This window comes from Pantoea sp. X-Soil-TKNS-1279 (genome assembly GCF_059730565.1).
The window spans coordinates 1288629-1311811 of record NZ_AP035948.1; the positions used below are offsets into that span (position 1 = coordinate 1288629).

At 47.1% G+C, this 23183-nt stretch carries 19 protein-coding genes; 17 read left to right on the plus strand and 2 right to left on the minus strand.

The annotated features are described in order from the left end of the window. Positions 1-18: 18 nt before the first annotated feature. Positions 19-1245 carry an MFS transporter gene (locus AC6I8N_RS05980; RefSeq protein ID WP_497830254.1) on the minus strand — a complete coding sequence of 409 codons (1227 nt, stop codon included), beginning with the start codon at positions 1243-1245 and terminating at the stop codon, positions 19-21. 397 nt (positions 1246-1642) lie between these two features. Between AC6I8N_RS05980 and AC6I8N_RS05985 the strand changes: the two genes are divergently transcribed. The 12 genes from AC6I8N_RS05985 to nei all read left to right on the plus strand — a co-directional run bounded on the left by AC6I8N_RS05985 (position 1643) and on the right by nei (position 14901). Then, entirely contained in the window at positions 1643-2767 is a 1125-nt protein-coding gene (locus tag AC6I8N_RS05985; RefSeq protein ID WP_497830255.1) for a Gfo/Idh/MocA family protein, read from the plus strand. 2 nt (positions 2768-2769) lie between these two features. After that, the gene (locus AC6I8N_RS05990) at positions 2770-3642 is read left to right on the plus strand and encodes an NAD(P)-dependent oxidoreductase (RefSeq protein WP_497830256.1); all 873 of its coding nucleotides are present in this window, start codon (positions 2770-2772) and stop codon (positions 3640-3642) included. Between the two features lie 31 nt (positions 3643-3673). After that, the gene (locus tag AC6I8N_RS05995; RefSeq protein ID WP_497830257.1) at positions 3674-4942 is read left to right on the plus strand and encodes a M20 family metallopeptidase; all 1269 of its coding nucleotides are present in this window, start codon (positions 3674-3676) and stop codon (positions 4940-4942) included. After that, complete coding sequence (locus tag AC6I8N_RS06000) at positions 4939-6168, plus strand: ATP-grasp domain-containing protein (RefSeq protein ID WP_497830258.1); 1230 nt, start codon at positions 4939-4941, stop codon at positions 6166-6168. The genes AC6I8N_RS05995 and AC6I8N_RS06000 overlap by 4 nt, the downstream gene beginning before the upstream one ends. Positions 6169-6199: 31 nt before the next feature. Beyond that, positions 6200-7780, plus strand: a complete 1581-nt coding sequence (locus tag AC6I8N_RS06005; protein WP_497830259.1) for a phenylalanine aminomutase (D-beta-phenylalanine forming) — start codon at positions 6200-6202, stop codon at positions 7778-7780. Positions 7781-7872: 92 nt separating this feature from the next. Beyond that, a complete protein-coding gene (locus tag AC6I8N_RS06010) occupies positions 7873-9126 on the plus strand; it encodes a nucleotide sugar dehydrogenase (RefSeq protein WP_497830260.1) in 1254 nt (417 codons plus the stop codon). Between the two features lie 28 nt (positions 9127-9154). Further along, positions 9155-10195: an SDR family oxidoreductase gene (locus tag AC6I8N_RS06015; protein ID WP_497830261.1), complete on the plus strand. Its 1041-nt coding sequence runs from the start codon at positions 9155-9157 to the stop codon at positions 10193-10195. 31 nt (positions 10196-10226) lie between these two features. Continuing rightward, positions 10227-11417: an ATP-grasp domain-containing protein gene (locus tag AC6I8N_RS06020; RefSeq protein ID WP_497830262.1), complete on the plus strand. Its 1191-nt coding sequence runs from the start codon at positions 10227-10229 to the stop codon at positions 11415-11417. Between the two features lie 311 nt (positions 11418-11728). Continuing rightward, a complete protein-coding gene (locus AC6I8N_RS06025; protein WP_208725021.1) occupies positions 11729-12457 on the plus strand; it encodes a DUF969 domain-containing protein in 729 nt (242 codons plus the stop codon). Then, positions 12454-13446, plus strand: coding sequence for a DUF979 domain-containing protein (locus AC6I8N_RS06030; protein WP_415175574.1), 993 nt, complete (start codon positions 12454-12456; stop codon positions 13444-13446). The genes AC6I8N_RS06025 and AC6I8N_RS06030 overlap by 4 nt, the downstream gene beginning before the upstream one ends. Positions 13447-13453: 7 nt before the next feature. Then, entirely contained in the window at positions 13454-14101 is a 648-nt protein-coding gene (pcp, locus tag AC6I8N_RS06035) for a pyroglutamyl-peptidase I (protein ID WP_021182405.1), read from the plus strand. Positions 14102-14112: 11 nt separating this feature from the next. Continuing rightward, entirely contained in the window at positions 14113-14901 is a 789-nt protein-coding gene (nei, locus tag AC6I8N_RS06040) for an endonuclease VIII (RefSeq protein WP_415175576.1), read from the plus strand. 113 nt (positions 14902-15014) lie between these two features. Here the strand turns inward: nei and AC6I8N_RS06045 are convergent, their stop codons facing one another. Continuing rightward, entirely contained in the window at positions 15015-16298 is a 1284-nt protein-coding gene (locus tag AC6I8N_RS06045; RefSeq protein WP_021182408.1) for a citrate synthase, read from the minus strand. 638 nt (positions 16299-16936) lie between these two features. Between AC6I8N_RS06045 and sdhC the strand changes: the two genes are divergently transcribed. The 5 genes from sdhC (at position 16937) to sucA (ending at position 23177) form a co-directional block, all read left to right on the plus strand. After that, positions 16937-17326, plus strand: coding sequence for a succinate dehydrogenase cytochrome b556 subunit (sdhC, locus tag AC6I8N_RS06050; RefSeq protein ID WP_036624441.1), 390 nt, complete (start codon positions 16937-16939; stop codon positions 17324-17326). Then, entirely contained in the window at positions 17320-17667 is a 348-nt protein-coding gene (gene sdhD / locus AC6I8N_RS06055) for a succinate dehydrogenase membrane anchor subunit (RefSeq protein WP_021182410.1), read from the plus strand. Before sdhC ends, sdhD begins: the two co-directional genes overlap by 7 nt. Then, positions 17668-19434 (plus strand): succinate dehydrogenase flavoprotein subunit, encoded by a 1767-nt coding sequence (gene sdhA, locus AC6I8N_RS06060; protein ID WP_021182411.1) that lies wholly within the window; start codon positions 17668-17670, stop codon positions 19432-19434. Positions 19435-19448: 14 nt separating this feature from the next. Further along, on the plus strand, positions 19449-20165 hold the full coding sequence (locus AC6I8N_RS06065) for a succinate dehydrogenase iron-sulfur subunit (RefSeq protein ID WP_021182412.1): 717 nt from the start codon (positions 19449-19451) through the stop codon (positions 20163-20165). 204 nt (positions 20166-20369) lie between these two features. Then, positions 20370-23177, plus strand: a complete 2808-nt coding sequence (sucA, locus tag AC6I8N_RS06070; protein WP_021182413.1) for a 2-oxoglutarate dehydrogenase E1 component — start codon at positions 20370-20372, stop codon at positions 23175-23177. Positions 23178-23183 lie beyond the last annotated feature (6 nt).

The following is a 23183-nucleotide window of genomic DNA, read 5'->3' on the forward strand; positions in this document are numbered from 1 at the left end:
CCCAATCGCTGTCCATCATTACGGTGTTCTGACTTTTACGAATAACAAAATAATTATGCCGGTAGCGATTAAAACGAATGCTGTAGCGATAAATACAGCACCGATATCAAATTTTGTTGCTATTATCCCTCCTGTTAACGGTCCCAGAATCTGTCCCAAATATTGAGCGGACATTAACCAGCCGAGAAGCGTTCCAGAGTACGGCGGGGAAATATTATCACTGATAATCATGGTGATAGTGGGTATCAATCCTGCAAGAGTCAGGCCCATTAAAAAACGCAGAGAAATGAATTGCAGACTAGTTGCAACATAAGCTTGAGGGATAAGTAAGCAACCTGTAATGAAAAGGCAGAGCACTATCAAATTCAATGGACCTATTTTTTTTGATAACAGACCAATGAAAGGAGAAAAAGTTATGCTTCCGAGAGCCGTTGAGGAAATGGCTAATCCAACAATTAATGCAGGTTTACCGCTTTCCCCGACCATGTTAAGGATATAGACCGAGATGAAAGGTTCAATCGACATGTAGGAAGATAAAATTAGCAATGTTGAAATGAATAATAAAATTACAGCCTTGATATCCCTTATGTCGAGCAACACATTTTTTATAGCAGCCCTACCAGTCAGTGGCCGCTGATGAATTTCTATAATAAAAAAACGAGTGAGAATGAAGCTAAAAAAAATAATACATGAGGAAAGAAAGAAGGTATACCTTAGTCCAACTAGTTCTGAAAGAACACCTCCGAGAAGTGGACCGAGTAAATTACCGGCGAGTGCGCTTGATGACAACATACTTAAAGCCCACGCTGAATGAATCCTAGGGGTTTGCTTTGAAACAAGAATAATGGCTCCTGAAGAATACCCACCGACCAATCCCAGTAAAACCCGCGTACCAACGAGTTGATAGACATCCTGAACTAACCCCATACAAAAAATCACGATAGACATACCCAGACTTGCGCGCAGCAGCGTAAATTGATTACCAAAACGGTCTGAAATGTTTCCCCATATTGGAGCCGCGAAAATAGCGACAGCGAAAGTAACCACATAGGCTATTGCTGACCAGCGGATAACATCGTCTGAGTCCAATACGCCAAGCGCTTGAATATAAAGAGACAGAAACGGGAAAGTTAGGGTCATTCCCATGAATGTTGAGAATGAACCTAGCATACATATGTATAAGTTCGACCGCCAATAAGAGGATTCATCTGCAGGAAGTCTGCCTGGGGCAGGGACTTGATTCATTTACAATCCTTTAGTTAATGAATGCTATATTTTTATTGTTTTGGTGAGATGCTGAATACACACAATCACAAATACTTTGTTTAAACTGATGGTTTGTCAATGATAAATATTCAATAATTTGAATATCTTCAGTAATACAATGATTTTATTCATTTTAATTTATAAAGTCTATAGATTGGAAGTTGATATGATAAATTTTTCTTATTGAAAATGTAAGTATTAATAATCAGAGGTAATATAAAGAAAAATATTTAAACATTGACAAAAATAATCATTAATTGTAACAATCAGAAGATATCCCAAAGGACGATGTTTAGACTGAAACGCATTTTTTTACTGCGTTAATGTTGCTTGTTAATGCGAGCAAAAAGAATGGTCTGCTTATAAGGAAAGCAATATGTTAAATGTTGCAATAATTGGGTTTGGCAATGCCGGTCGGCGTTTCTTCCAAGCAATAGACATTGTTAACGTAAGAAAACACGTACTAGAGGTTAAGTGCGTCGCGGATTCAAATACTCAGAAACTCTTCACTCTGGAGAGGGGAAAATACACGCTTTATGAAAATTATCAGGACATGTTGCTTGAAAATATATTCGATCTCATTTTTATCTCGACAAACGACAACGCGCATTTTGGGATTTTTAAATTTATAGTTGATTCTGGCATCAGTTATAGAAAAATAATATGCGAAAAACCATTAGTAAATTCCGCCTCAGAAATAAAATACTTACGTGATAATTTCCAACCTGATTTGATCATTGTCCATTTTGTAGAAAGGTACAGCGATGCCTGTTTACGGCTACGCGAATACATTAATAATAAACGTCGGCAAGTGAAGAGAGTTTATTTTGAGTGGTCAAAGTTCAGGTTAAATGACCCACGACCAACAGTTGGCGTCTTTTCTGAAATAACACACCCTCTCGATCTTGCCCTGTTTTTAAGCAACATAACGAGTAATGCGAACGTTGAGAATGTAAGTACATGGATTAGCCGAAGTGATTTCCATACGGGAGGCTTGTCCAGGCCTGATGGCATTACGGTAACGTTAAATTTTGAAAACGGCCCCATCATTTCTGGCAGTAGTAGCTATTTACGTTCAGAACGTACGAGAAAAATGGAGTTTATTTTAGCCGATGAAGAAGGTGACGCTACGGAAATTGCTGTTTTGGAATTTGATAAACCTCTTTGGGATTACGATTATTTAAAAATCTACGATATTACTGGATCGCAGGGAAAACTTGTCAAGATATATGACTTGTCGAGTACTCCTCCGGAGGGAAATCATCACGGGTTATCCAAGATTTGTAAATTCATAGAGTGGGTCGTAGAAAGCATTGATTACCCTGATGGTATGGAACTTGCCAATATGGAACAGGGGCTTTTTGTACAGAAAATTGTATTGAGCATGGTTGAGTATAATAAAAAATCCGAACAAAAGTTATTCAGTAAGATCCATAAAGTCACACTAAAAACTGCGTCAGATAAACTCTGTGGTTTAATTCACAAGGATGAAGAAAATTGATTATGACTGATAAAACTATCGGGTTGGTTGGTATTGGTAAAATGGGATATGGGATCGGATTAAGCCTGATTGCCAAAGGGTGTGAATTATATCTTCTTGGTAATAAAAATCGTGAAGGTATAGAAAAATTACTAGACATGAAAGCAAAGGAAGTTGACACGATCAATAAAATGGCCCAGAAATGTAATATTATCATTCTTTCCCTTCCTTCCTCTGCGGAGGTAAATGATGTTTTATTCGGGGTAAAGGGGTTAGAAAATGATAAGTGTTATCAAGGTCTCATTATTGATACAACAACAGGCGACCCGACGTTAAGCAAAGAGATTTCTGAAAAACTCTTATCCAGAGGATTTGAATATGTTGATGCGCCTGTCACCAGAGGCCCAAAGGAAGCGGAAGAAGGTCGGCTGAATACGATACTGGGTGGCGAAAACAAGCCCCGAAAAAAAGCACATGACATTGTTACCTTATATTCTGAATTTATCATTCCCACTGACGGTATAGGAAGTGCCCATAAGCTCAAACTCCTTAACAACGCGTTGTCAATGGGCGTTGTTGCCATCAGTGCTGAAATATTTGCCGCCTGTGAAAAGCTGGATGTTGGCCTCGAATCACTTAGGGATCTGGTTAAACATGGCGGCGTAAATAGTGGGCTTTTACAGGGTTTTTTCGAATGGAGTCTAGAGGGAAGTAAAAAGAGTTTGGATTTTTCCATATCAAATGCTGAAAAGGACCTCAGATACTTCGAGTGTCTTTGTGCTGAAAATGGTTACGACACAAACATTTTAAAATCTGTACATCATATCTTTAATGAAAGCATTAATGCTGGTTTAGGAAGTCTTACCCTGCCTAATATAATCAATTCAATCCGTTAGATAGGAAATATTTAAATAAAGGGATTTTTATATGTTAAGTCGATCTGCATTCGAAAAATGGTTTAGCGAAAACTCTTCAAGTATTATAGCTCAGTTATTTGAATATCTGCGAGTTGACACTTCTGATGGAAAAGAAAAGGATGCCTATGAGTGTCTGGGAAAAATACTAACGCAATATGGATTTGAATATTTCAGAGAACCTTACCATGAAGCGCTGGAAGGGCATAGCCTGGCAACATACCCAGTTAATCCCCATGGAGTAAATTTGAGATCAGTCTATTCGAAAGGAAAAAACAATCAAAGGAAGATTTTATTTAATTGCCATGTGGATGTTGTACCGCAGAGTAAATTTTCTGACAATCAATTTGAACCGTATTGTGACAGCGATAAGGTTTACGCACGAGGAGCCTGTGATACTAAATCTAACGTATTTCTATTATTAGGTGCGATTAAATTTCTGGAGGAATCAGGTGATGAAATAGGATGCAATGTACTTTTAGATCTGGTTTCGGATGAAGAAACGGGGGGGAATGGGACACTATCAACCATTCTCCATGGTGTTGATGCCGATTTGGTGGTGGTGTTTGAACCTACAAATCTGGATGTACATAATGGTCATAGAGGATGCCTGACAACCGCGTTAGAGATTCAGGGGAAATCTGTGCATATGGGAAGTGATCTCACTGGGGTGTCTGCAATTAAATGTGCTATTGATATCATAAAACATTTAGAAAGTCTTGAAGAGGAGATGTTAAAAGAGGCAAGCAGGGATGAATCATTCAATCATTGGAAGCGCCCTTTGCAGATAAATATAGGAAAAATTAATGGTGGTGAGTGGCCAGGTACAGTGGCTGAAAAATGCTCTTTAGTATTCAACACCGGGTTTCTTCCGCCATCCTCTATTGAATCAATTGAAAACCGTATACGAGATCATTTGCAGGTGGTCATTGATAATTATCCGGGCATTCATGTGAATTTTAACTTTCATGTGGGGTTACGAAATCAGGCATATCTGAGCTCAGTTGATAATACGTTAATTGCTTATTTAATGAATATTAAGGCTTCATTAAATAAAAATACCCCGTCCGTGCTCTCTTCGGGATGGAGGGTAAGCTGTGACGCTAGGCACTATGCTAATTTTGCAGAAATACCGACTGTTATTTTTGGTGCGGGTTCTTTAGCAGATGCACACTCAGCCGTTGAGTGTGTGTCAATATATGAGTTAAAAAAAGGAATGTTTTTACTTGCCAATTTTTTAAGTGCAAATGATAAATCAGTTTGTAATGGGGGGTTGTTTTGAATAAAAATATCCTGTTTTGCGGGAATGGGCTCAGTGGTGAAATATTAAAAGATGTGAAAGGCTGGGGCTATAGTATTTTCATGATAACTGAATTTACAAATGATAAGGGATTAGAGCATTGCAATGAAGTCATAGAAGCCAATTCTAAAGATGTGGCAAGTGCACTGGACGCCGCAAAAAAATTAGCAGACAAAGGCTGCCTGTTTCATGGTGTGATAAGCCTCTGTTGGGATACCGCTAAATCAGTTGCTGCGATAGCTTCACATTTTGGTCTGCAAAGCATATCAAATGCTTCTGCAACGCTTGCAACAGATAAAGACCTGAGATCAAAAGTATTCGAAAAAGAAGGCGTACCTGCTCCCCGGTTTAAAGTTTGTTCATGTCTGGAGGAGGTGAAAGACTTCGCTAATCTGATTCATTATCCGATAGTTTTAAAACCTTTGAATCTCTCTTCAAGTAAAGGGGTTATTCTAATAAAGAATGAGAGAGAGCTTGAAAATGGCTACAATTATGTTAAGCATTTCGGTTCCGTTGAAAAGATCATTGCTAATGAATTTATTCTTGGCTCTGAACATAGTACCGAGGGCTTGATGATAAAGGGAAAACTCCATCTAACCGCGATTTCAGACAGGATTTTTAAATATAAAGAATACGAGCCAAATTTTGTGGAAGTAGGTGACATTATGCCGACCTCCCTTGATGGCGTTATGCAGGATGCATTGACGTTGCAAACTGAAAAAGCTGCATTGGCCTTAGGTATCTATAACGGGGTTGTTAAAGGCGATATTATTATTTCCACATCTGGCAATGTGTATGTTATCGAACTAGCGGCACGTTTAGGTGGTCCTAGGTTCGGTACTGAAATGGTGCCATTAAGTAATGGAACCTGTATTTTGAAAGCTGCCATACAGCAATCAATGGGTGAAGAAATAGATTTAAGTCTGCTGGCTCCAAAATTCAGCAAAGGAATGGTTAATCGGTCCATTTTCCCCGTACCCGGAGTGATCATTAAAGTTGATGGAGTTGAAAAAATTAAAACTAAAGAAGGGTATTATGATTTTAAGTGGTGGAGTGATGAATTGACAGTCGGCGATGTCATACCACCCTATGAACATGGTTGTGGGAACGTGGCCTATTTTATTGCTAGCGGTGATACGCGTGGTGCAGCGATAGCTAACGCTGATAATATCGAAGCAGAACTGATTTTTGTCACTGAAAATAAATGAAGTATACAAAACCTCATAAGGATAAATGCTCATGGAATTCGGGCCATCTGGATTTGACTCAGATGTATTGATGCTTGATGCAGATCGTAACGTATCACTGGCAGAGTTGGTTCATTATTCGCAGTCGGGTATGAAAGTGAATTTCACCGACAGAGTTAAAGAACGCGTTGTTGCATCAAGAATAACATTAACCGGGATGGTGAACAGCGGAAAAGTAATATATGGCGTCAATACGAGCATGGGCGGTTTTGTTGACAGACTTGTCCCTATAGAAAAAGCGACTGAACTGCAAAATAATTTAGTTAATGCTGTTGCTACAAATGTAGGCAGTTATTTCGATGATCATTCCGCAAGAGCTGCCTTCCTTGCACGTATTATTTCACTCGCCAGGGGGAACTCTGCTTTATCCTTTGATAATTTCCAGCGTATGATAAATATTTATAATACCGGGATCATACCCTGTATCCCAGAGAAAGGCTCACTAGGTACCAGCGGTGATTTAGGACCATTAGCAGCCATTGCTCTATGCCTTACCGGTCAGTGGAGAGCGAAACTCAATGGATGTGAGCTCAGTGGTAAAGACGCACTTGCCGCGATGAACTTAGTGCCGTTAGCGTTGAGTTACAAAGAAGGTCTCGCTTTAATAAATGGTACCTCGGCAATGGTTGGCATGGCGGCTATCAATATTTCAAAATCGACAGAACTGCTTATGAAATACATTCGTATCAGTGCTCTTACGTTTGAGAGCCTCTGCGCGAAATCTAAGCCCTTCGACCCAAGGGTGCATCAACTCAAACCGCATAAAGGGCAACAGGATGTTGCAACGATGCTTTGGGATGCACTTAAAGGTTCTGAAATGATCGTGGACGAGTCAGAAGTCTCAAGCTTTTTATCTGAAGAAATGTCAGATAACGTTAAACAGACTGCGCAACCTATTGAAGACAGTTATTCTATTCGTTGCACGCCTCAGGTGCTGGGGCCCGTACTTGATAATATCCGGTATGTTCACGATGTTATTGAAAATGAATTAAATTCATCAAATGATAATCCATTAATTACGCCACATGACAACGAGGTTTTTCACAACGGTCATTTCCATGGTCAGTATGTATCCATGGCAATGGACCAATTAAATGTATCTCTGATTGTTTTATGTAACCTATCCGATAGGCGAATAGACCGTTTTTTGACCAGCGCTAACAGTAATGGCTTGCCACCTTTCCTATGTAAAGAAAATCCGGGTCTCAGATTAGGTCTTATGGGGGGACAGTTTATGTCAGCATCGTTAACGGCTGAAAACAGGTCGCTGGCGACACCGGTTTCAATCCAGACGCTTACCACAACCGCTGACTTTCAGGATGTTGTTTCATTTGGTCTTGTGGCGGCTCGTCGTGTTCGTGATGTATTAGTCAATACAAAGTATGTTGTTGCTTTCGAGTTAATGTGTGCCTGTCAGGCTGCTGATATTCGGGGTGTCAATAAATTGAGTCCTGATGGATATTCACTTTATATCAAAACTCGAAAATTTGCCCCTTACTTCGATAAAGATATTGTACTAACGGACTACATTGAGTCAGTCGTAAAAAATATTCTGGAAAGTGATGAAGCGTAATGTTTTTCTGGCGGAAGCCGGGTTTTTTTAAATAAAAACCCTCTCTCATCCAACTCTTTATGTATCAAAATAGGATCTTAATGGAGGCGATAATGGATATCAGACATAAAAAGATAGCAGTTATTGGATTGGGCTATGTTGGATTGCCTTTGGCGGCAGCATTTGGAAAATACAGAGAGGTTATTGGATATGATATATCCTTTAAGCGCATTGAAGAGCTTAAACGTGGTATCGATTATACCAGAGAACTCAGCGCTAATGATTTAAATCAGTCAACGCATCTTACATTTAGCAGCGATATTGATGATACCAGGTGTTGTGATGTTTTTATTGTTACTGTACCCACACCAATCGACTCAGGCAATCAGCCTAATCTTGAACCACTTATTATTGCCAGTGAAATGATTGGTAAGGTTATGAAAAAAGGCTCTGTCGTGGTATTTGAATCAACGGTATTTCCTGGTTGTACAGAGGATATCTGCGTGCCCGTTTTACAAAGTCAATCAGGCCTGATTTTCAATGAAACATTCTTTTGCGGATACAGCCCGGAAAGAATCAATCCCGGTGACAGTGCAAGACGCCTGACGGATATTAAAAAAATCACCAGTGGTTCAACTCATGAAGTCTCTGGAGCAATTGACGAACTCTACAATGAAATTATCTCTGCGGGTACGTTTAAAGCCAGCAGCATAAGAGTTGCTGAAGCCGCTAAAATCATCGAAAATGTACAAAGAGATGTAAATATAGCTTTGGTTAACGAGCTCAGCTTTATCTTTGATACACTTGATTTGGATACCAAAGAGATTTTAAGCGCGGCAAATACAAAGTGGAATTTCATGCCATTCAAACCCGGTCTGGTTGGCGGCCATTGCATTGGCGTAGATCCTTACTATTTAATCCATAAGTCCCAGGAGGTGGGTTATTACCCAGAGCTGATATCAGCTGGAAGAAGAGTTAATAACAGAATGGCTAGGCATATCGTTGATGTAACTATTAAACGCCTTCTTTCTTCCGGGAAATCCATTTTAAAAGCTAAGGTGTTAATTCTTGGTTTAACGTTTAAAGAAAACTGCCCCGACATCAGAAATACTAAGGTGGTCGATCTTTTTAATCACTTCAAAGAATACTGCATGGATGTTGATATATATGATCCTCTTGTAAATATTTCAGAGGCTGAGCATGCGCTCAACCTGAAATGTTTAAATTCTCTGCCGGAATTTGGAAACTATTCTGCAATAGTCATTGCTGTCGGACATGATGAGTTCAAAGGGATGGGGCTTGATAGAATAAAAAAACTAGGTGAGGTCGATGCTTATATTAATGATTTCAAGAATATTTTTTCATAAGTTATTAAATAAAAAAGGTTTCTAAATCATGAGAGAATACAATGATATTCTTGACGCTCTTTCGCGTGAAAGCCAAACATGGTTGATAACAGGTTGCGCCGGATTTATCGGGAGCAATTTGTTAGAGACACTGCTTAAGTGTAATCAATATGTTGTTGGCTTGGATAATTTCAGTACCGGCAACCGGAAAAATTTAGACGATGTAAAAGAATTGGTTACTGAGCAGCAATGGGGCCGTTTTAGGTTCATTAAGGGCGATATTCGTAACTCAAGCGACTGTGCAGAAGCCATGCTGTGGGACGTCAGTCATCCGGTTGAATATGTTTTACATCAGGCTGCGCTGGGAAGTGTACCCAGAAGCATTGATAATCCGCTTGAGACAAATGATGTTAATATCACAGGTTTTCTTACTATGCTGATGGCATTACAACACTCAAAGGTTAAACGCTTTGTTTATGCTGCCAGCAGTAGCACTTATGGTGACATTCAAGATGTTCCTAAGGTTGAACATTCTATTGGTAATCCATTGAGTCCTTATGCCGTGACTAAATATGTTAACGAACTCTATGCGCATATCTTTCATAAAGTTTATGGGTTAAACAGTATTGGGTTACGCTATTTCAACGTGTTCGGCCCCCGGCAGAATGTGAATGGCGCATATGCGGCAGTTATACCTAAATGGATATCTCAGGTAATAAATGGAGACGCGATTATTATCAATGGTGATGGGAGCACCAGTCGTGATTTTTGTTACATTGATAATGTTGTTCAGGCTAACCTGCGTGCGGCTCTGACTCAGTCTGAAAGCGCTGTCAATCAGATTTATAATATTGCACATGGTGAACGGACTTCGCTGAATTTCTTGCTGAACTTTATAATATCAGAAGTCCCAGAGGCTACCAAAAAGGGAACTCTGGGTATATACAAAAAAGACTTCCGGGTCGGTGATGTTCTTCATTCTCTGGCAGATATAAGTAAGGCTAAAAATCTATTGGGTTACGATCTTAAATATAATGTCGCTAATGGTTTGAAAAAAACCATTTCATGGTACATGAGTCAATATAAATGATTTCTTGTTTTGCCATTACTCAGGAGTATTTATGACATTTAAATCGGTTTTCATAAACGGATGGCCTGATTCTGTTCGCCCCCTTGATGAATTTTTACCCTATTACAAAGACGAGATTATCATTGTCTGTACGGGGGATCTTGCAGGTGAATTTATAAATCAGGGTTGGGAGTGTCTCATTGTTTCTTCTCATACCATTGAGTCTTACGCGGCTGAGCTCATTCCGGAATTGAGCGACAGGAATATATTTAGCATTATTGCAGATAGTGAGCTGCACATTGAGCCAGCAGCTTATTTGAGAGAGGAACTTAACATTCATGGGCAAGGACTTAAAAGCGCTGAGTGCTTTAGAAATAAACGCGAGATGATTAATTGTTTAATCAATGCTAAAACCTTTAAAGTGCCTTTTACTTTCAATGTGACATCCACCACAGCATTCGATGTTGAAAAAGACATTGACCCGGATAAAAAATACATCATCAAGCCATTAGCTGGAACGGATTCATTTGAAGTGACTAAGAACACTGGGAGAGAGCTTCTGGAACAAAAAACGTTGATCAAGGAGGGATTTCTTATTCAGGAGTTTATTGACTACCCAGTCTATCATGTAGATGGCGTGGTCAGTAATGGCGAACTGGTTTTTTACTGCGTTTCTAAATATGATTGCACCTGTTTAGAATATGCTAAATCAGAATCTCAGGTATTGGGGAGCAACATTGTTTTCGATAAAGACATTATCGATCGTTTCGGCCCTGTTATCCTTGAAACATTATCATTGATGCCTACCCCTGAAAACACCACTTTCCATTCTGAATTTTTCTTTGACGATTCATCAAAAGAGATTTATTTTTGCGAAATTGCTTCCCGTTCTCCGGGAGGGAGTGGAGCGCTAGTTAAAATGATCGAGTATGTGTACGGTGTTAATCTTCCTTTCGAAATGGTCGCACATAATATGCCATCTTATGTGCATAACGATAATCGCTTTGGTATTCTCAGAAATGATGGCCGAACGGCTTCAGCGATGTTTATCCCATTAGATTTGGTTCATTCGCTGCCAGATAAAATCCCTGACAATATTATTTATTATCATGGTCCCAACGGTAAAGAACCTGTCTCAACGGCTCATTTCAGAACTGCTGATGATGCAATAAAAATTGTCTTCACAGCGAACTGTTCTGATTTGATTAAGGAAAAGAGAAATATCATGAATATGTTCGGCTGATGGGACAGTGAAAATTATCGTAATATGGTGATATATTTATAGGATCATAATGTAAGCGAGTTGCTTTAAACGTGGTTGTCAGGTGTATAAAAATCACACTATTCTGGATGCGTTGTATACTGGATTGAAGCGGTATATCTTAAACATCGTTGTTTTTCGCATTTTATTTACCGATGCACGAGCACCTGTGACAAGATTTAAAGTTAGACCGTAGGAATCCGATCTTTATCTCCTGCGAGTCTATAAAATCGTCCGTAGCTCGATTGCCCGGCTCTGCGCCGGGCTTTTTATTTCTGATAAGGGGAGAAAACATGGAAAGCGTGGTGAATCTCTGGCCGTTGCTGGGTATTGGTACTATCGTGCTCGGTTTTGTGCTGCGGTTTAATCCGGTGCTGGTGGTGATTGTGGCGGGTTTTGTTACCGGGTTATCGGCCCATATGTCGCTGGCCGATATTCTGGAAAAACTGGGCTCCGGGTTCCTGAACACCCGTAACCTGCCGTTGATTCTGCTGTTGCCGCTGGCGGTGATCGGTCTGCTGGAACGACATGGCCTGAAAGAAAGGGCGCAAACCTGGATCGCGCAGATCAAAACCGCTACGGCGGGACGTCTGCTGATTGTCTATTTATTTGTGCGAGAAATTACCGCAGCGCTGGGGCTGACCAGCCTCGGCGGTCATCCGCAAATGGTGCGTCCGCTGCTGGCGCCGATGGCGGAAGGGGCGACAGAAAACCGCTATGGTGAAGTGTCGCCGGAAGTACGTCATCGTCTGCGCGCCATGTCGGCCGCCACGGATAACGTCGGACTGTTTTTTGGTGAGGATATTTTCGTTGCCTTCGGTGCCATCATCTTTATGCACAACTTTATGCAGGAGTCGGCTGGCATTCAGACCGAACCGCTGCATATCGCGGTATGGGGCATTCCCACCGCGATTTGCGCCTTCCTGATCCACTCCGCCCGTTTGATCCGTCTTGACCGCCAGTTGGCGCGTGAGCTAGGCGCACTGAATCAACAGGCGTTACAAGCCAAAGGAGCAGAATGATGTTCCAGCAACAATATCTGATGTGGCTGGCAGGCATCATTCTGCTGATTGTCGCCGTATTTTCCTGGCGGGATCGTGCCAATCCTCGGCGTCTGACTACCGGGTTGTTTTGGGCGCTATACGGGATGATCTTCCTGATTAGTGATGGGGTTTATCAATGGATGACGCCACGAACCCTGCATATCGCCGTAGGTGTTGCCGTGGTGGTGATGGCGTTGATTGCCGGTTTTGGCGGCGTGCGCCTGGGCCGGTATCACCAACGCAGCGATGAAGAGAAGCAGGCCAGCGCCAAACGTCTGGGTAACCAGCTGTTTATCCCGGCGCTGGCGATCCCGGTGGTGACGGTGGTTGGCGTGCTGGCGTTTAACAATCTGCCTGGTCTGCAACAGGCGGTGTTTGGCGCAGGGAACCATTCCACCCTGATTACGCTGTTCTCAATGATGATGGGTTGTCTGATTGGCTGGCTGGTGGCACTGAAAATGACCCGTGAAAAGCCGATGCAGTCGATGCAGGAAACGCGACGTTTGCTGGATGCCGTTGGCTGGGCGTTTATCCTGCCGCAAATCCTTGCCACGCTGGGCCTGCTGTTCACCAGCGCCGGGGTGGGTAACGCGATTTCACACCTGACCGAGCAGTATCTGGCTGTCGATAACCGTTTTATCGCGGTAGCCGTGTATGCCATTGGTATGGCGCTGTTGACCATGGTGATGGGTAATGCCTTCGCTGCGTTCCCGATTGTCACCGCCGGTATCGGTATCCCGATTCTGGTGCTGCAACACCACGGTAACCCGGCAGTGATGGCGGCGATTGGCATGTTCTCGGGCTATTGCGGCACCTTGATGACCCCAATGGCGGCGAACTTCAATATTGTCCCGGCTCGCCTGCTGGAGCTGCCTGATCGCAATGCGGTAATCAAAGCTCAGGTCCCGACCGGTTTAATGCTGTTGGTGGTCAATATTTTCCTGCTGTGGTTCATGATGTTTTTGTGAGGAAAGAATGAAAACGGTATTAATGACCGCGTTTGAGCCTTTTGAAGGCGAAAGCATCAATCCCTCGTGGGAAGCGGTACGATCTTTTGATGGAAAGGTGATTGACGGCGCACGCGTGGTGGCACGTCAGTTACCGGTGGCGTACAGCCGTTGCGGTGCCGTGCTGACGCAGGCGCTGGAAGCGTTGCAACCCGATCGCATTCTCTGTATCGGTCAGGCGGGGGGGCGCAGCGACATCAGCGTGGAGCGGGTGGCGATCAACATTGATGATGCACGTATCCCTGATAATGAGGGGCAGCAGCCGATTGATCAGCCGGTGGTGGTGGACGGGCCGGCGGCTTATTTTTCGACGCTGCCGATCAAGGCGATAGTTGCGGCAACGCGCGAGGCGGGGATACCGGCCTCGGTATCGCAAACTGCCGGGACCTTTACCTGTAATCATGTGATGTATCGCTTGCTGCACTGGCTGGCGACGCATCAGAGCAGCGCGCGCGGTGGTTTTATTCATATCCCATATCTGCCGGAACAAGCGGTGAAGCATCCTGGTGCGCCGAGCATGGCAGCGGCCAGTGTCATTCAGGCGCTGGAGATGGCGATCCGCGTGACGCTGAAGGTGGATAAAGATTTGCATGTCGCGGGGGGCGCGACCCATTAACAGGAGCCGTCATGCCTGAAGGACCGGAGATCCGCCGTGCGGCGGATCAGCTGGCGGCGGCGATGACGGGCAAACCGCTCACTGATGTGTGGTTTGCCTTTCCGCAGCTGAAAACTTACGAACCGGCGCTACTGGGTGCAACCGTTACGGCAATTGAAACCCGGGGCAAGGCGCTACTGACTCATTTCTCCAATGGTCTGACCCTCTACAGCCATAACCAGCTGTATGGCGTCTGGCGTGTGGTGCCGACCGGTACCCAACCGCAGACCGCCCGGCAGTTGCGGGTGCGGCTGGCTAATGCTGACCAAACCATCCTGCTATATAGCGCTTCCGATATTGAGCTGCTCAACGCGGAGACGCTGGCCGCTCATCCTTTTTTACAACGCGTAGGACCGGATGTGCTGGATGCCAGCCTGACGGTGGACGCGGTGCAGGAGCGCTTGTTGTCGCCACGCTTTCGGCGGCGGCAATTCAGTGGCTTACTGCTCGATCAGGCGTTTCTCGCTGGCCTGGGGAACTACCTGCGCGTGGAGATTTTATGGCATGCGCAGTTGCTGGCGCAGCATCGTGCTCAGGATCTGAATGCGTTGCAGCTCAGGGCGCTGAGTGAAGCGCTACTGGCGGTGCCGCGGCACTCTTATCAGATGCGTGGCAGCATGAAGAAATACCATGAAGAGGCGGCTTTCCGTTTTGAGGTGTTTCATCGGCAGGGGAAAAAGTGTCGACGATGTGGCACGGTGATAGAGAAGGGCGTGCTGTCATCCCGACCATTTTATTGGTGTCCGGGGTGTCAGAACTAATGATGATTGGCCTGATGCGCAATAAATCGCGCCGCTACGGTAGATACCAAAATTGTAGAGACGTGATTTATCGCGCGGTTTGATGCAGCGGGCGGGATAATCCGCCCTTAACCTTATTTCTTCAGCGCCGACGTGAAAGGACGCTCGGTATAACCGGTATACAGCTGACGTGGACGGGCAATCTTCATGCCTTCGTCGTGCATCTCTTTCCAGTGTGCAATCCAGCCCACGGTACGCGCCATCGCGAAGATCACGGTAAACATGGAGGACGGGATACCCATCGCTTTCAGAATAATGCCAGAGTAGAAATCGACGTTTGGATAGAGTTTACGCTCAATGAAGTACGGGTCGTTCAGCGCGATATGTTCCAGCTCCATCGCCACTTCCAGCAGGTCATCTTTCATACCCAGCTCATTCAGCACTTCGTGGCAGGTTTCACGCATGACGGTAGCGCGCGGGTCGTAGTTTTTATACACACGATGGCCGAAGCCCATCAGACGGAACGAATCGTTCTTGTCTTTGGCACGACGGACGAATTCCGGGATGTGATCCACGGTGCTGATCTCTTCCAGCATACGCAGCGTAGCTTCGTTCGCCCCGCCGTGTGCCGGCCCCCACAGAGATGCGATACCCGCCGCGATACAGGCAAACGGGTTAGCGCCGGAAGAACCAGCAGTACGTACGGTTGAGGTGGAGGCGTTTTGTTCGTGGTCAGCGTGCAGAATCAGAATACGGTCCATGGCGCGTTCCAGTACCGGGTTTACCTTGTACTCTTCGCACGGGGTGGCAAACATCATATGCAGGAAGTTACCCGCATAGGAGAGGTCGTTGCGCGGATAAACGAACGGCTGACCAATGGAATATTTGTAGCACATCGCCGCCATGGTTGGCATTTTGGACAACAGACGGAACGCGGCGATTTCACGGTGACGTTCAATATTGACGTCCAGCGAGTCGTGATAAAACGCGGCCAGCGCACCCGTTACACCACACATGACCGCCATCGGATGCGAGTCACGGCGGAAGCCGTGGAACAAACGGGTGATTTGCTCGTGGATCATGGTGTGGCGGGTAACGGTAACGCGGAATTCTTCAAACTGCTCCTGGGTTGGCGCTTCGCCGTTCAGCAGGATATAACAGACTTCCAGGTAGTTTGAGTGCGTTGCCAGTTGATCAATCGGAAAACCGCGATGTAACAAAATACCTTCATCACCATCAATAAAGGTGATTTTAGATTCGCATGACGCTGTAGAGGTGAAACCGGGGTCGAAGGTAAACAGGCCTTTATTGCCGAGAGCGCGGACATCAACGACATCCTGTCCCAGCGTGCCATGCATCACGTCCAGTTCAACTGCCGTATTGTCTTGTAGGGTTAGCGTCACTTTTTTATCTGTCATTTTTCGTCTCCATAGCGCCTTGGTAGGTAAGGATCTTAGACACCAATACAGCTTTCATGTTTCATAAAAACCACAATCTTCACAGTATCACTCTGCGGTCACGTTTGTCGTGCAAGGTAGAGTACAGAGTGAACGTTACGTTTGGGGCAGTGGCGTCCGGGCATGACATGCTGCAAATCGCGGATGTTAAAGATCCTGTCACGACATAACTTCTTGGTAACCAATAACCTGATGCTTTGTAATGCTCTGAGTGGCAATGTTACATAACTTCAGCTTAGGGGAAAGTGTATCCCCATAACTTTTGTGCATCATAGGGCTTTAATGCGTTTGTTTGTAACCGAATTGTTGAACTTTTGTCAAATCAGATAATTAAAAATGTATGAAATGTGAAATCCGTGAGGGGGATCACTGTTCAGCTTAAATGTGACCAAAGAGATTGTAGGGGAATTGTAATCAGAATGTGATCCTCCTATACTGCCGCCAGGTCTCCGGAACACCCTGACACCAGGAGCCACCCAGCGTTTTCCCCGCGTCACTGAACACTGGATGTTGCTTCTTTGGTGACGGTTGCACTCTGAACACGTCCTGTGTCTCTGGTGCAACCCAGGACCGGAGGAAGCAAAATAAAAAAGAGCTGTGTGGGCAAAACCGTGAAAAAACAAAGACCTGTTAACTTGGATCTCTCGACGATCCGGTTTCCCGTTACTGCAATATCGTCCATTCTCCACCGCGTCTCCGGCGTGATCACCTTTGTCGCTCTCGGAATTCTGCTCTGGTTACTGGGTCTCTCTCTCTCTTCTCCTGAAGGTTTCCTGCAAGCCGCATCCATCATGGATAGCTTCTTCGTCAAATTCATCATGTGGGGCATTCTGACTGCGCTGGCTTACCATGTCGTGGGCGGTATTCGTCATATGTTGGCTGATTTTGGCTTTATGGAAGAAACCTTGCAGGTGGGCACCCGTTCCGCTCAGGCGGCTTTTGGTATCACTGTCGTGCTTTCAATTTTGGCTGGAGTCCTCGTATGGTAAGCAATGCTTCTGCATTAGGACGCAACGGTGTTCATGACTGGCTGTTGCTGCGTGCTGCTGCAATCTTAATTACGCTCTACATTCTCTACATTCTCGGTTTTGTGGTGATGACAGGCACGCTGACGTATGACGTCTGGCGCGGCTTCTTCGCTTCCTCCTTTACCAAAGTGTTCACGTTGCTGACGCTGTTCTCGATTCTGGTCCACGGTTGGATTGGGATGTGGCAGGTACTGACTGACTACGTGAAACCGGTGGCGACCCGTCTGGTGTTGCAGCTGGTGGTTGTGGTGGCGCTGTTGTCCTATGCAATTTATGGAACCGTTGTAGTGTGGGGTGTGTAAATGAGTTTGCCAGTCAGAGAATTTGATGCCGTGGTGATCGGCGCGGGTGGCGCAGGTATGCGCGCCGCTCTGCAAATTTCCCAATCGGGCCTGAGTTGCGCCCTGTTATCCAAAGTGTTCCCAACCCGTTCCCATACCGTGTCGGCGCAAGGCGGTATCACCGTGGCGCTGGGTAATTCCCATGAAGATAACTGGGAATGGCATATGTATGACACCGTCAAAGGTTCCGACTATATCGGTGACCAGGACGCGATTGAATATATGTGTAAAACCGGCCCGGAAGCGATTCTGGAGCTGGAGCATATGGGTCTGCCATTCTCCCGTCTTGATGACGGCCGCGTCTATCAGCGTCCGTTTGGTGGTCAGTCAAAAAACTTCGGTGGTGAGCAGGCAGCGCGTACCGCTGCGGCCGCTGACCGTACTGGCCACGCCCTGCTGCATACCCTGTATCAGCAGAACCTGAAAAACAAAACCACCATCTTCTCCGAATGGTATGCGCTGGACCTGGTGAAAAATGAAGACGGTGCGATTGTCGGTTGTACCGCTATCTGCATCGAAACCGGTGAAACCGTCTACTTCAAAGCCAAAGCTACCATCCTGGCAACCGGCGGTGCGGGACGTATTTATCAGTCCACCACCAACGCCCACATCAACACCGGCGACGGCGTTGGCATGGCGCTGCGCGCTGGCGTGCCGATGCAGGATATGGAGATGTGGCAGTTCCACCCAACCGGCATTGCCGGAGCCGGTGTTCTGGTAACCGAAGGTTGTCGTGGTGAAGGCGGTTATCTGCTGAACAAACACGGCGAACGCTTTATGGAACGCTATGCGCCAAACGCCAAAGACCTGGCGGGGCGTGATGTGGTCGCTCGTTCCATGATGGTGGAGATCCGTGAAGGTCGTGGTTGTGACGGCCCGTGGGGTCCGCATATCAAACTGAAACTCGACCATCTGGGTGCAGAAGTGCTGGAGTCACGTCTGCCGGGCATTCTCGAGCTGTCGCGTACCTTTGCTCACGTCGATCCGATTAAAGAACCGATTCCGGTCATTCCAACCTGTCACTACATGATGGGTGGCGTGCCGACCAAAGTCACCGGTCAGGCGCTGCGCGTCAATGAGCAGGGTGAAGATGAAGTGATTCCAGGCCTGTTCGCGGTGGGTGAAATCGCCTGCGTATCGGTACACGGTGCTAACCGTCTTGGCGGTAACTCCCTGCTTGACCTGGTAGTGTTTGGTCGTGCAGCGGGTCTGCATCTGGCGGAATGTATCGAAGAGCAGGGTGAACTGCGCGATGCCAGCCAGGAAGAGATCGACGCGGCAATGGCGCGTTTCAACCGCTGGGAAAACAACACCACTGGCGAAGACCCGGTTGAGATTCGCAAAGCACTGCAACGCTGCATGCAGAACAACTTCTCGGTGTTCCGTGAAGGTGAAGCGATGGCGCAGGGGCTGGAAGAGTTAAAAGTGATCCGTGAGCGTCTGAAATCCGCGCGTCTGGATGACCGTTCACCGGACTTCAATACTCAGCGTATCGAGTGTCTTGAACTGGATAACCTGCTGGAAACCGCGTATGCCACGGCAGTGGCGGCGAACTTCCGTACCGAAAGCCGTGGTGCGCATAGCCGCTTCGACTACCCGGATCGCGATGATGAAAACTGGCTGTGCCACAGCCTCTATGTTCCGCAAACGGAAAGCATGACGCGCCGTGAGGTGAACATGCAACCGAAACTGCGTGCGGCCTTCCCGCCGAAAGCGCGTACTTACTAATTGCGGAGATCATCATGAGACTCGAATTTTCAATCTATCGTTACAACCCGGAAGTGGATGACGCGCCGCGTATGCAGGAGTACAGCCTGGAAGCGGAAGACGGTCGCGATATGATGCTGCTGGATGCGCTGATCAAGCTGAAAGAGAAAGATCCGACGCTGGCGTTTCGTCGCTCCTGCCGTGAAGGCGTGTGCGGATCCGATGGCCTGAACATGAACGGCAAAAACGGTCTGGCGTGCATCACCCCGGTCTCTGCGCTGGGTAATGGTTCGAAGAAAATTGTTATCCGTCCATTGCCTGGTTTGCCGGTGATCCGCGATCTGGTTGTGGATATGGGGCAATTCTACGCACAATATGAGAAGATTAAGCCTTACCTGTTGAATAACGGGGAAAATCCACCGGCACGCGAGCATTTACAAAGCCCGGCTGAGCGTGAGCATCTGGATGGCCTGTACGAGTGTATCCTCTGCGCCTGCTGCTCAACCTCATGCCCGTCGTTCTGGTGGAACCCGGATAAATTCATCGGTCCGGCCGGTCTGCTGGCGGCTTACCGTTTCCTGATTGACAGCCGCGATACGGAAACCGATGCGCGTCTGGATAATCTGAACGATGCTTTCAGTGTATTCCGCTGTCACAGCATCATGAACTGTGTGAGCGTGTGCCCGAAAGGACTAAACCCGACGCGCGCCATCGGCCATATTAAGTCGATGCTGCTGCAACGCGGGGCGTAATCACCACCACTGTCCGGGAACCTCAGGTTCCCGGCAGTTTACGGAAGCCTCTATAAGCGCGGTCAACACCACGCTTATAAAGGTTCCCTTACGAGTCGGACGCCGATAGCGCAAGGGCTCGTATCGCTGAACTCACTACGGCAAGCCGCGAAAGCGGCAACAATGAAACCTCAAAAAAAGCATACTAATGCTTAAGGGATCACAATGCAGAACAGCGCGATGAAGCCCTGGCTGGACTCCTCCTGGCTGGCCGGCGCGAACCAATCTTACATAGAGCAACTCTATGAGGATTTCCTGACCGATCCTGACTCTGTTGATGCAGTGTGGCGCGACATGTTCCAACAGCTGCCTGGCACTGGCGTGAAACCTGAGCAGTTTCACTCCACCACGCGTGATTACTTCCGCCGCCTGGCGAAAGATGCTGCGCGTTACACTTCCACAGTCACTGATCCGGCCACCAACTCCAAACAGGTTAAGGTGTTGCAGCTGATCAACGCCTTCCGCTTCCGCGGACACCAGCACGCTAACCTTGATCCACTCGGCTTGTGGAAGCAGGACGCTGTACCGGATCTCGACCCGGTTTATCACGACCTGACCGACGCCGATTTTCAGGAAAGCTTTAACGTAGGCTCATTTGCTATCGGCAAAGAGACCATGAAGCTGGCCGATCTCTATGAGGCGCTGAAGCAAACCTACTGCGGCTCCATTGGTGCCGAGTATATGCATATCACCAACACCGACGAAAAACGCTGGATTCAACAGCGTATCGAATCGGTGGTGGGGCACGCGACGTTCAGCACGGATGAGAAAAAAGGTTTCCTGAAAGAACTGACAGCGGCAGAAGGCCTGGAAAAATATCTGGGCGCTAAATTCCCGGGCGCAAAACGCTTCTCGCTGGAAGGCGGCGACGCGCTGATTCCAATGCTGCGTGAAATGATTCGTCATGCCGGTAAGAGTGGCACGCGTGAAGTGGTGTTGGGTATGGCACACCGTGGCCGTCTCAACGTCTTGATCAACGTGCTGGGTAAAAAGCCCCAGGATCTGTTCGACGAATTCTCCGGTAAGCATAAAGAACATCTCGGCACCGGTGACGTGAAGTACCACATGGGCTTCTCGTCAGACGTGGAAACCGAAGGCGGCCTGGTGCATCTGGCGCTGGCGTTTAACCCGTCTCACCTCGAAATCGTTAGCCCGGTGGTGATGGGTTCAGTGCGTGCGCGTCTGGATCGTCTGGCAGAACCAAGCAGCAATAAAGTACTGCCAATCACCATTCATGGTGATGCTGCGGTAACCGGCCAGGGCGTGGTGCAGGAAACCCTGAACATGTCGCAGGCGCGTGGTTACGAAGTGGGCGGTACCGTTCGCATCGTGATCAACAACCAGGTGGGCTTCACCACCTCTAACCCGCTGGACGCGCGTTCTACGCCGTACTGTACCGATATCGGTAAAATGGTGCAGGCACCGATTTTCCACGTTAACGCGGATGATCCGGAAGCCGTTGCCTTTGTTACCCGACTGGCGCTCGACTATCGCAACACCTTCAAACGTGATGTGTTTATCGATCTGGTGTGCTACCGCCGTCATGGCCATAACGAAGCCGACGAGCCAAGTGCAACCCAGCCGTTGATGTACCAGAAAATCAAAAAGCATCCGACACCGCGTAAGATCTACGCCGATCGTCTGGAAGCAGATGGCATTGCCAAACTGGAAGATGCCACCGAGATGGTTAACCTGTACCGCGACGCACTGGATGCCGGTGAATGCGTGGTGCCGGAATGGCGTCCGATGAGTCTGCATTCTTTCACCTGGTCACCGTATCTCAACCACGACTGGGATGAGAGCTACCCGGCAACTGTGGAGATGAAACGTTTGCAGGAACTGGCGCGTCGTATCAGCCAGGTGCCGGAAGCGGTTGAAGTCCAGGGGCGTGTCGCCAAGATTTACAACGATCGTAAAGAGATGGCCGAAGGCAACAAAGCCTTTGACTGGGGCGGCGCGGAGAACCTCGCTTACGCTACGCTGGTGGATGAAGGCATCCCGGTCCGTCTGTCTGGTGAAGACTCCGGCCGTGGCACCTTCTTCCATCGTCATGCGGTAGTGCACAACCAGGCGAACGGTTCAACCTACACGCCGTTGCACCATATCCATCATGGTCAGGGCCAGTTCAAAGTTTGGGACTCCGTCCTGTCCGAAGAAGCGGTGCTGGCGTTTGAATACGGTTATGCCACCGCAGAGCCGCGCGTGCTGACCATCTGGGAAGCGCAGTTCGGTGACTTTGCCAACGGTGCTCAGGTGGTAATCGACCAGTTCATCAGTTCCGGCGAGCAGAAGTGGGGCCGTATGTGTGGCCTGGTGATGCTGCTGCCGCATGGCTACGAAGGACAAGGCCCGGAGCACTCCTCCGCCCGTCTGGAACGCTATCTGCAACTCTGTGCTGAGCAGAACATGCAGGTGTGTGTACCGTCTACGCCAGCGCAGGTTTACCATATGCTGCGTCGTCAGGCGTTACGCGGTATGCGTCGTCCGTTGATCGTGATGTCGCCGAAGTCGTTGCTGCGTCATCCGCTGGCGATTTCCACACTCGACGAACTGGCGAACGGCAGCTTCCAGCCGGCTATCGGCGAAATCGACGCCCTTGATGCGAAACAGGTAAAACGCGTAGTGATGTGTTCTGGTAAGGTCTATTACGACCTGCTGGAGCAACGTCGTAAGAACGAGAAAAACGACGTCGCGATTATCCGTATCGAGCAGTTATACCCGTTCCCGCATAAAGCGGTACAGGAAGCATTAAAAGCTTATGCCCATGTGCAGGATTTTGTCTGGTGTCAGGAAGAACCACTGAATCAGGGTGCATGGTATTGCAGTCAGCATCATTTCCGCGAAGTGATTCCGTTTGGTGCGTCACTGCGTTATGCAGGCCGTCCGGCTTCGGCTTCACCGGCCGTGGGCTACATGTCTGTACATCAAAAACAGCAGCAAGACCTGGTTAACGACGCGCTGAACCTTGGTTAATAAAAA

What these genes read in the sequence shown, in the direction of transcription:
- AC6I8N_RS05980 (WP_497830254.1), bottom strand. Translation starts at nt 1,245, where the DNA reads ATGAATCAAGTCCCTGCCCCAGGCAGACTTCCTGCAGATGAATCCTCT.
- AC6I8N_RS05985 (WP_497830255.1), top strand. Translation starts at nt 1,643, where the DNA reads ATGTTAAATGTTGCAATAATTGGGTTTGGCAATGCCGGTCGGCGTTTC.
- AC6I8N_RS05990 (WP_497830256.1), top strand. Translation starts at nt 2,770, where the DNA reads ATGACTGATAAAACTATCGGGTTGGTTGGTATTGGTAAAATGGGATAT.
- AC6I8N_RS05995 (WP_497830257.1), top strand. Translation starts at nt 3,674, where the DNA reads ATGTTAAGTCGATCTGCATTCGAAAAATGGTTTAGCGAAAACTCTTCA.
- AC6I8N_RS06005 (WP_497830259.1), top strand. Translation starts at nt 6,200, where the DNA reads ATGGAATTCGGGCCATCTGGATTTGACTCAGATGTATTGATGCTTGAT.
- AC6I8N_RS06010 (WP_497830260.1), top strand. Translation starts at nt 7,873, where the DNA reads ATGGATATCAGACATAAAAAGATAGCAGTTATTGGATTGGGCTATGTT.
- AC6I8N_RS06015 (WP_497830261.1), top strand. Translation starts at nt 9,155, where the DNA reads ATGAGAGAATACAATGATATTCTTGACGCTCTTTCGCGTGAAAGCCAA.
- AC6I8N_RS06020 (WP_497830262.1), top strand. Translation starts at nt 10,227, where the DNA reads ATGACATTTAAATCGGTTTTCATAAACGGATGGCCTGATTCTGTTCGC.
- AC6I8N_RS06025 (WP_208725021.1), top strand. Translation starts at nt 11,729, where the DNA reads ATGGAAAGCGTGGTGAATCTCTGGCCGTTGCTGGGTATTGGTACTATC.
- AC6I8N_RS06030 (WP_415175574.1), top strand. Translation starts at nt 12,454, where the DNA reads ATGATGTTCCAGCAACAATATCTGATGTGGCTGGCAGGCATCATTCTG.
- pcp (WP_021182405.1), top strand. Translation starts at nt 13,454, where the DNA reads ATGAAAACGGTATTAATGACCGCGTTTGAGCCTTTTGAAGGCGAAAGC.
- nei (WP_415175576.1), top strand. Translation starts at nt 14,113, where the DNA reads ATGCCTGAAGGACCGGAGATCCGCCGTGCGGCGGATCAGCTGGCGGCG.
- AC6I8N_RS06045 (WP_021182408.1), bottom strand. Translation starts at nt 16,298, where the DNA reads ATGACAGATAAAAAAGTGACGCTAACCCTACAAGACAATACGGCAGTT.
- sdhD (WP_021182410.1), top strand. Translation starts at nt 17,320, where the DNA reads ATGGTAAGCAATGCTTCTGCATTAGGACGCAACGGTGTTCATGACTGG.
- sdhA (WP_021182411.1), top strand. Translation starts at nt 17,668, where the DNA reads ATGAGTTTGCCAGTCAGAGAATTTGATGCCGTGGTGATCGGCGCGGGT.
- AC6I8N_RS06065 (WP_021182412.1), top strand. Translation starts at nt 19,449, where the DNA reads ATGAGACTCGAATTTTCAATCTATCGTTACAACCCGGAAGTGGATGAC.
- sucA (WP_021182413.1), top strand. Translation starts at nt 20,370, where the DNA reads ATGCAGAACAGCGCGATGAAGCCCTGGCTGGACTCCTCCTGGCTGGCC.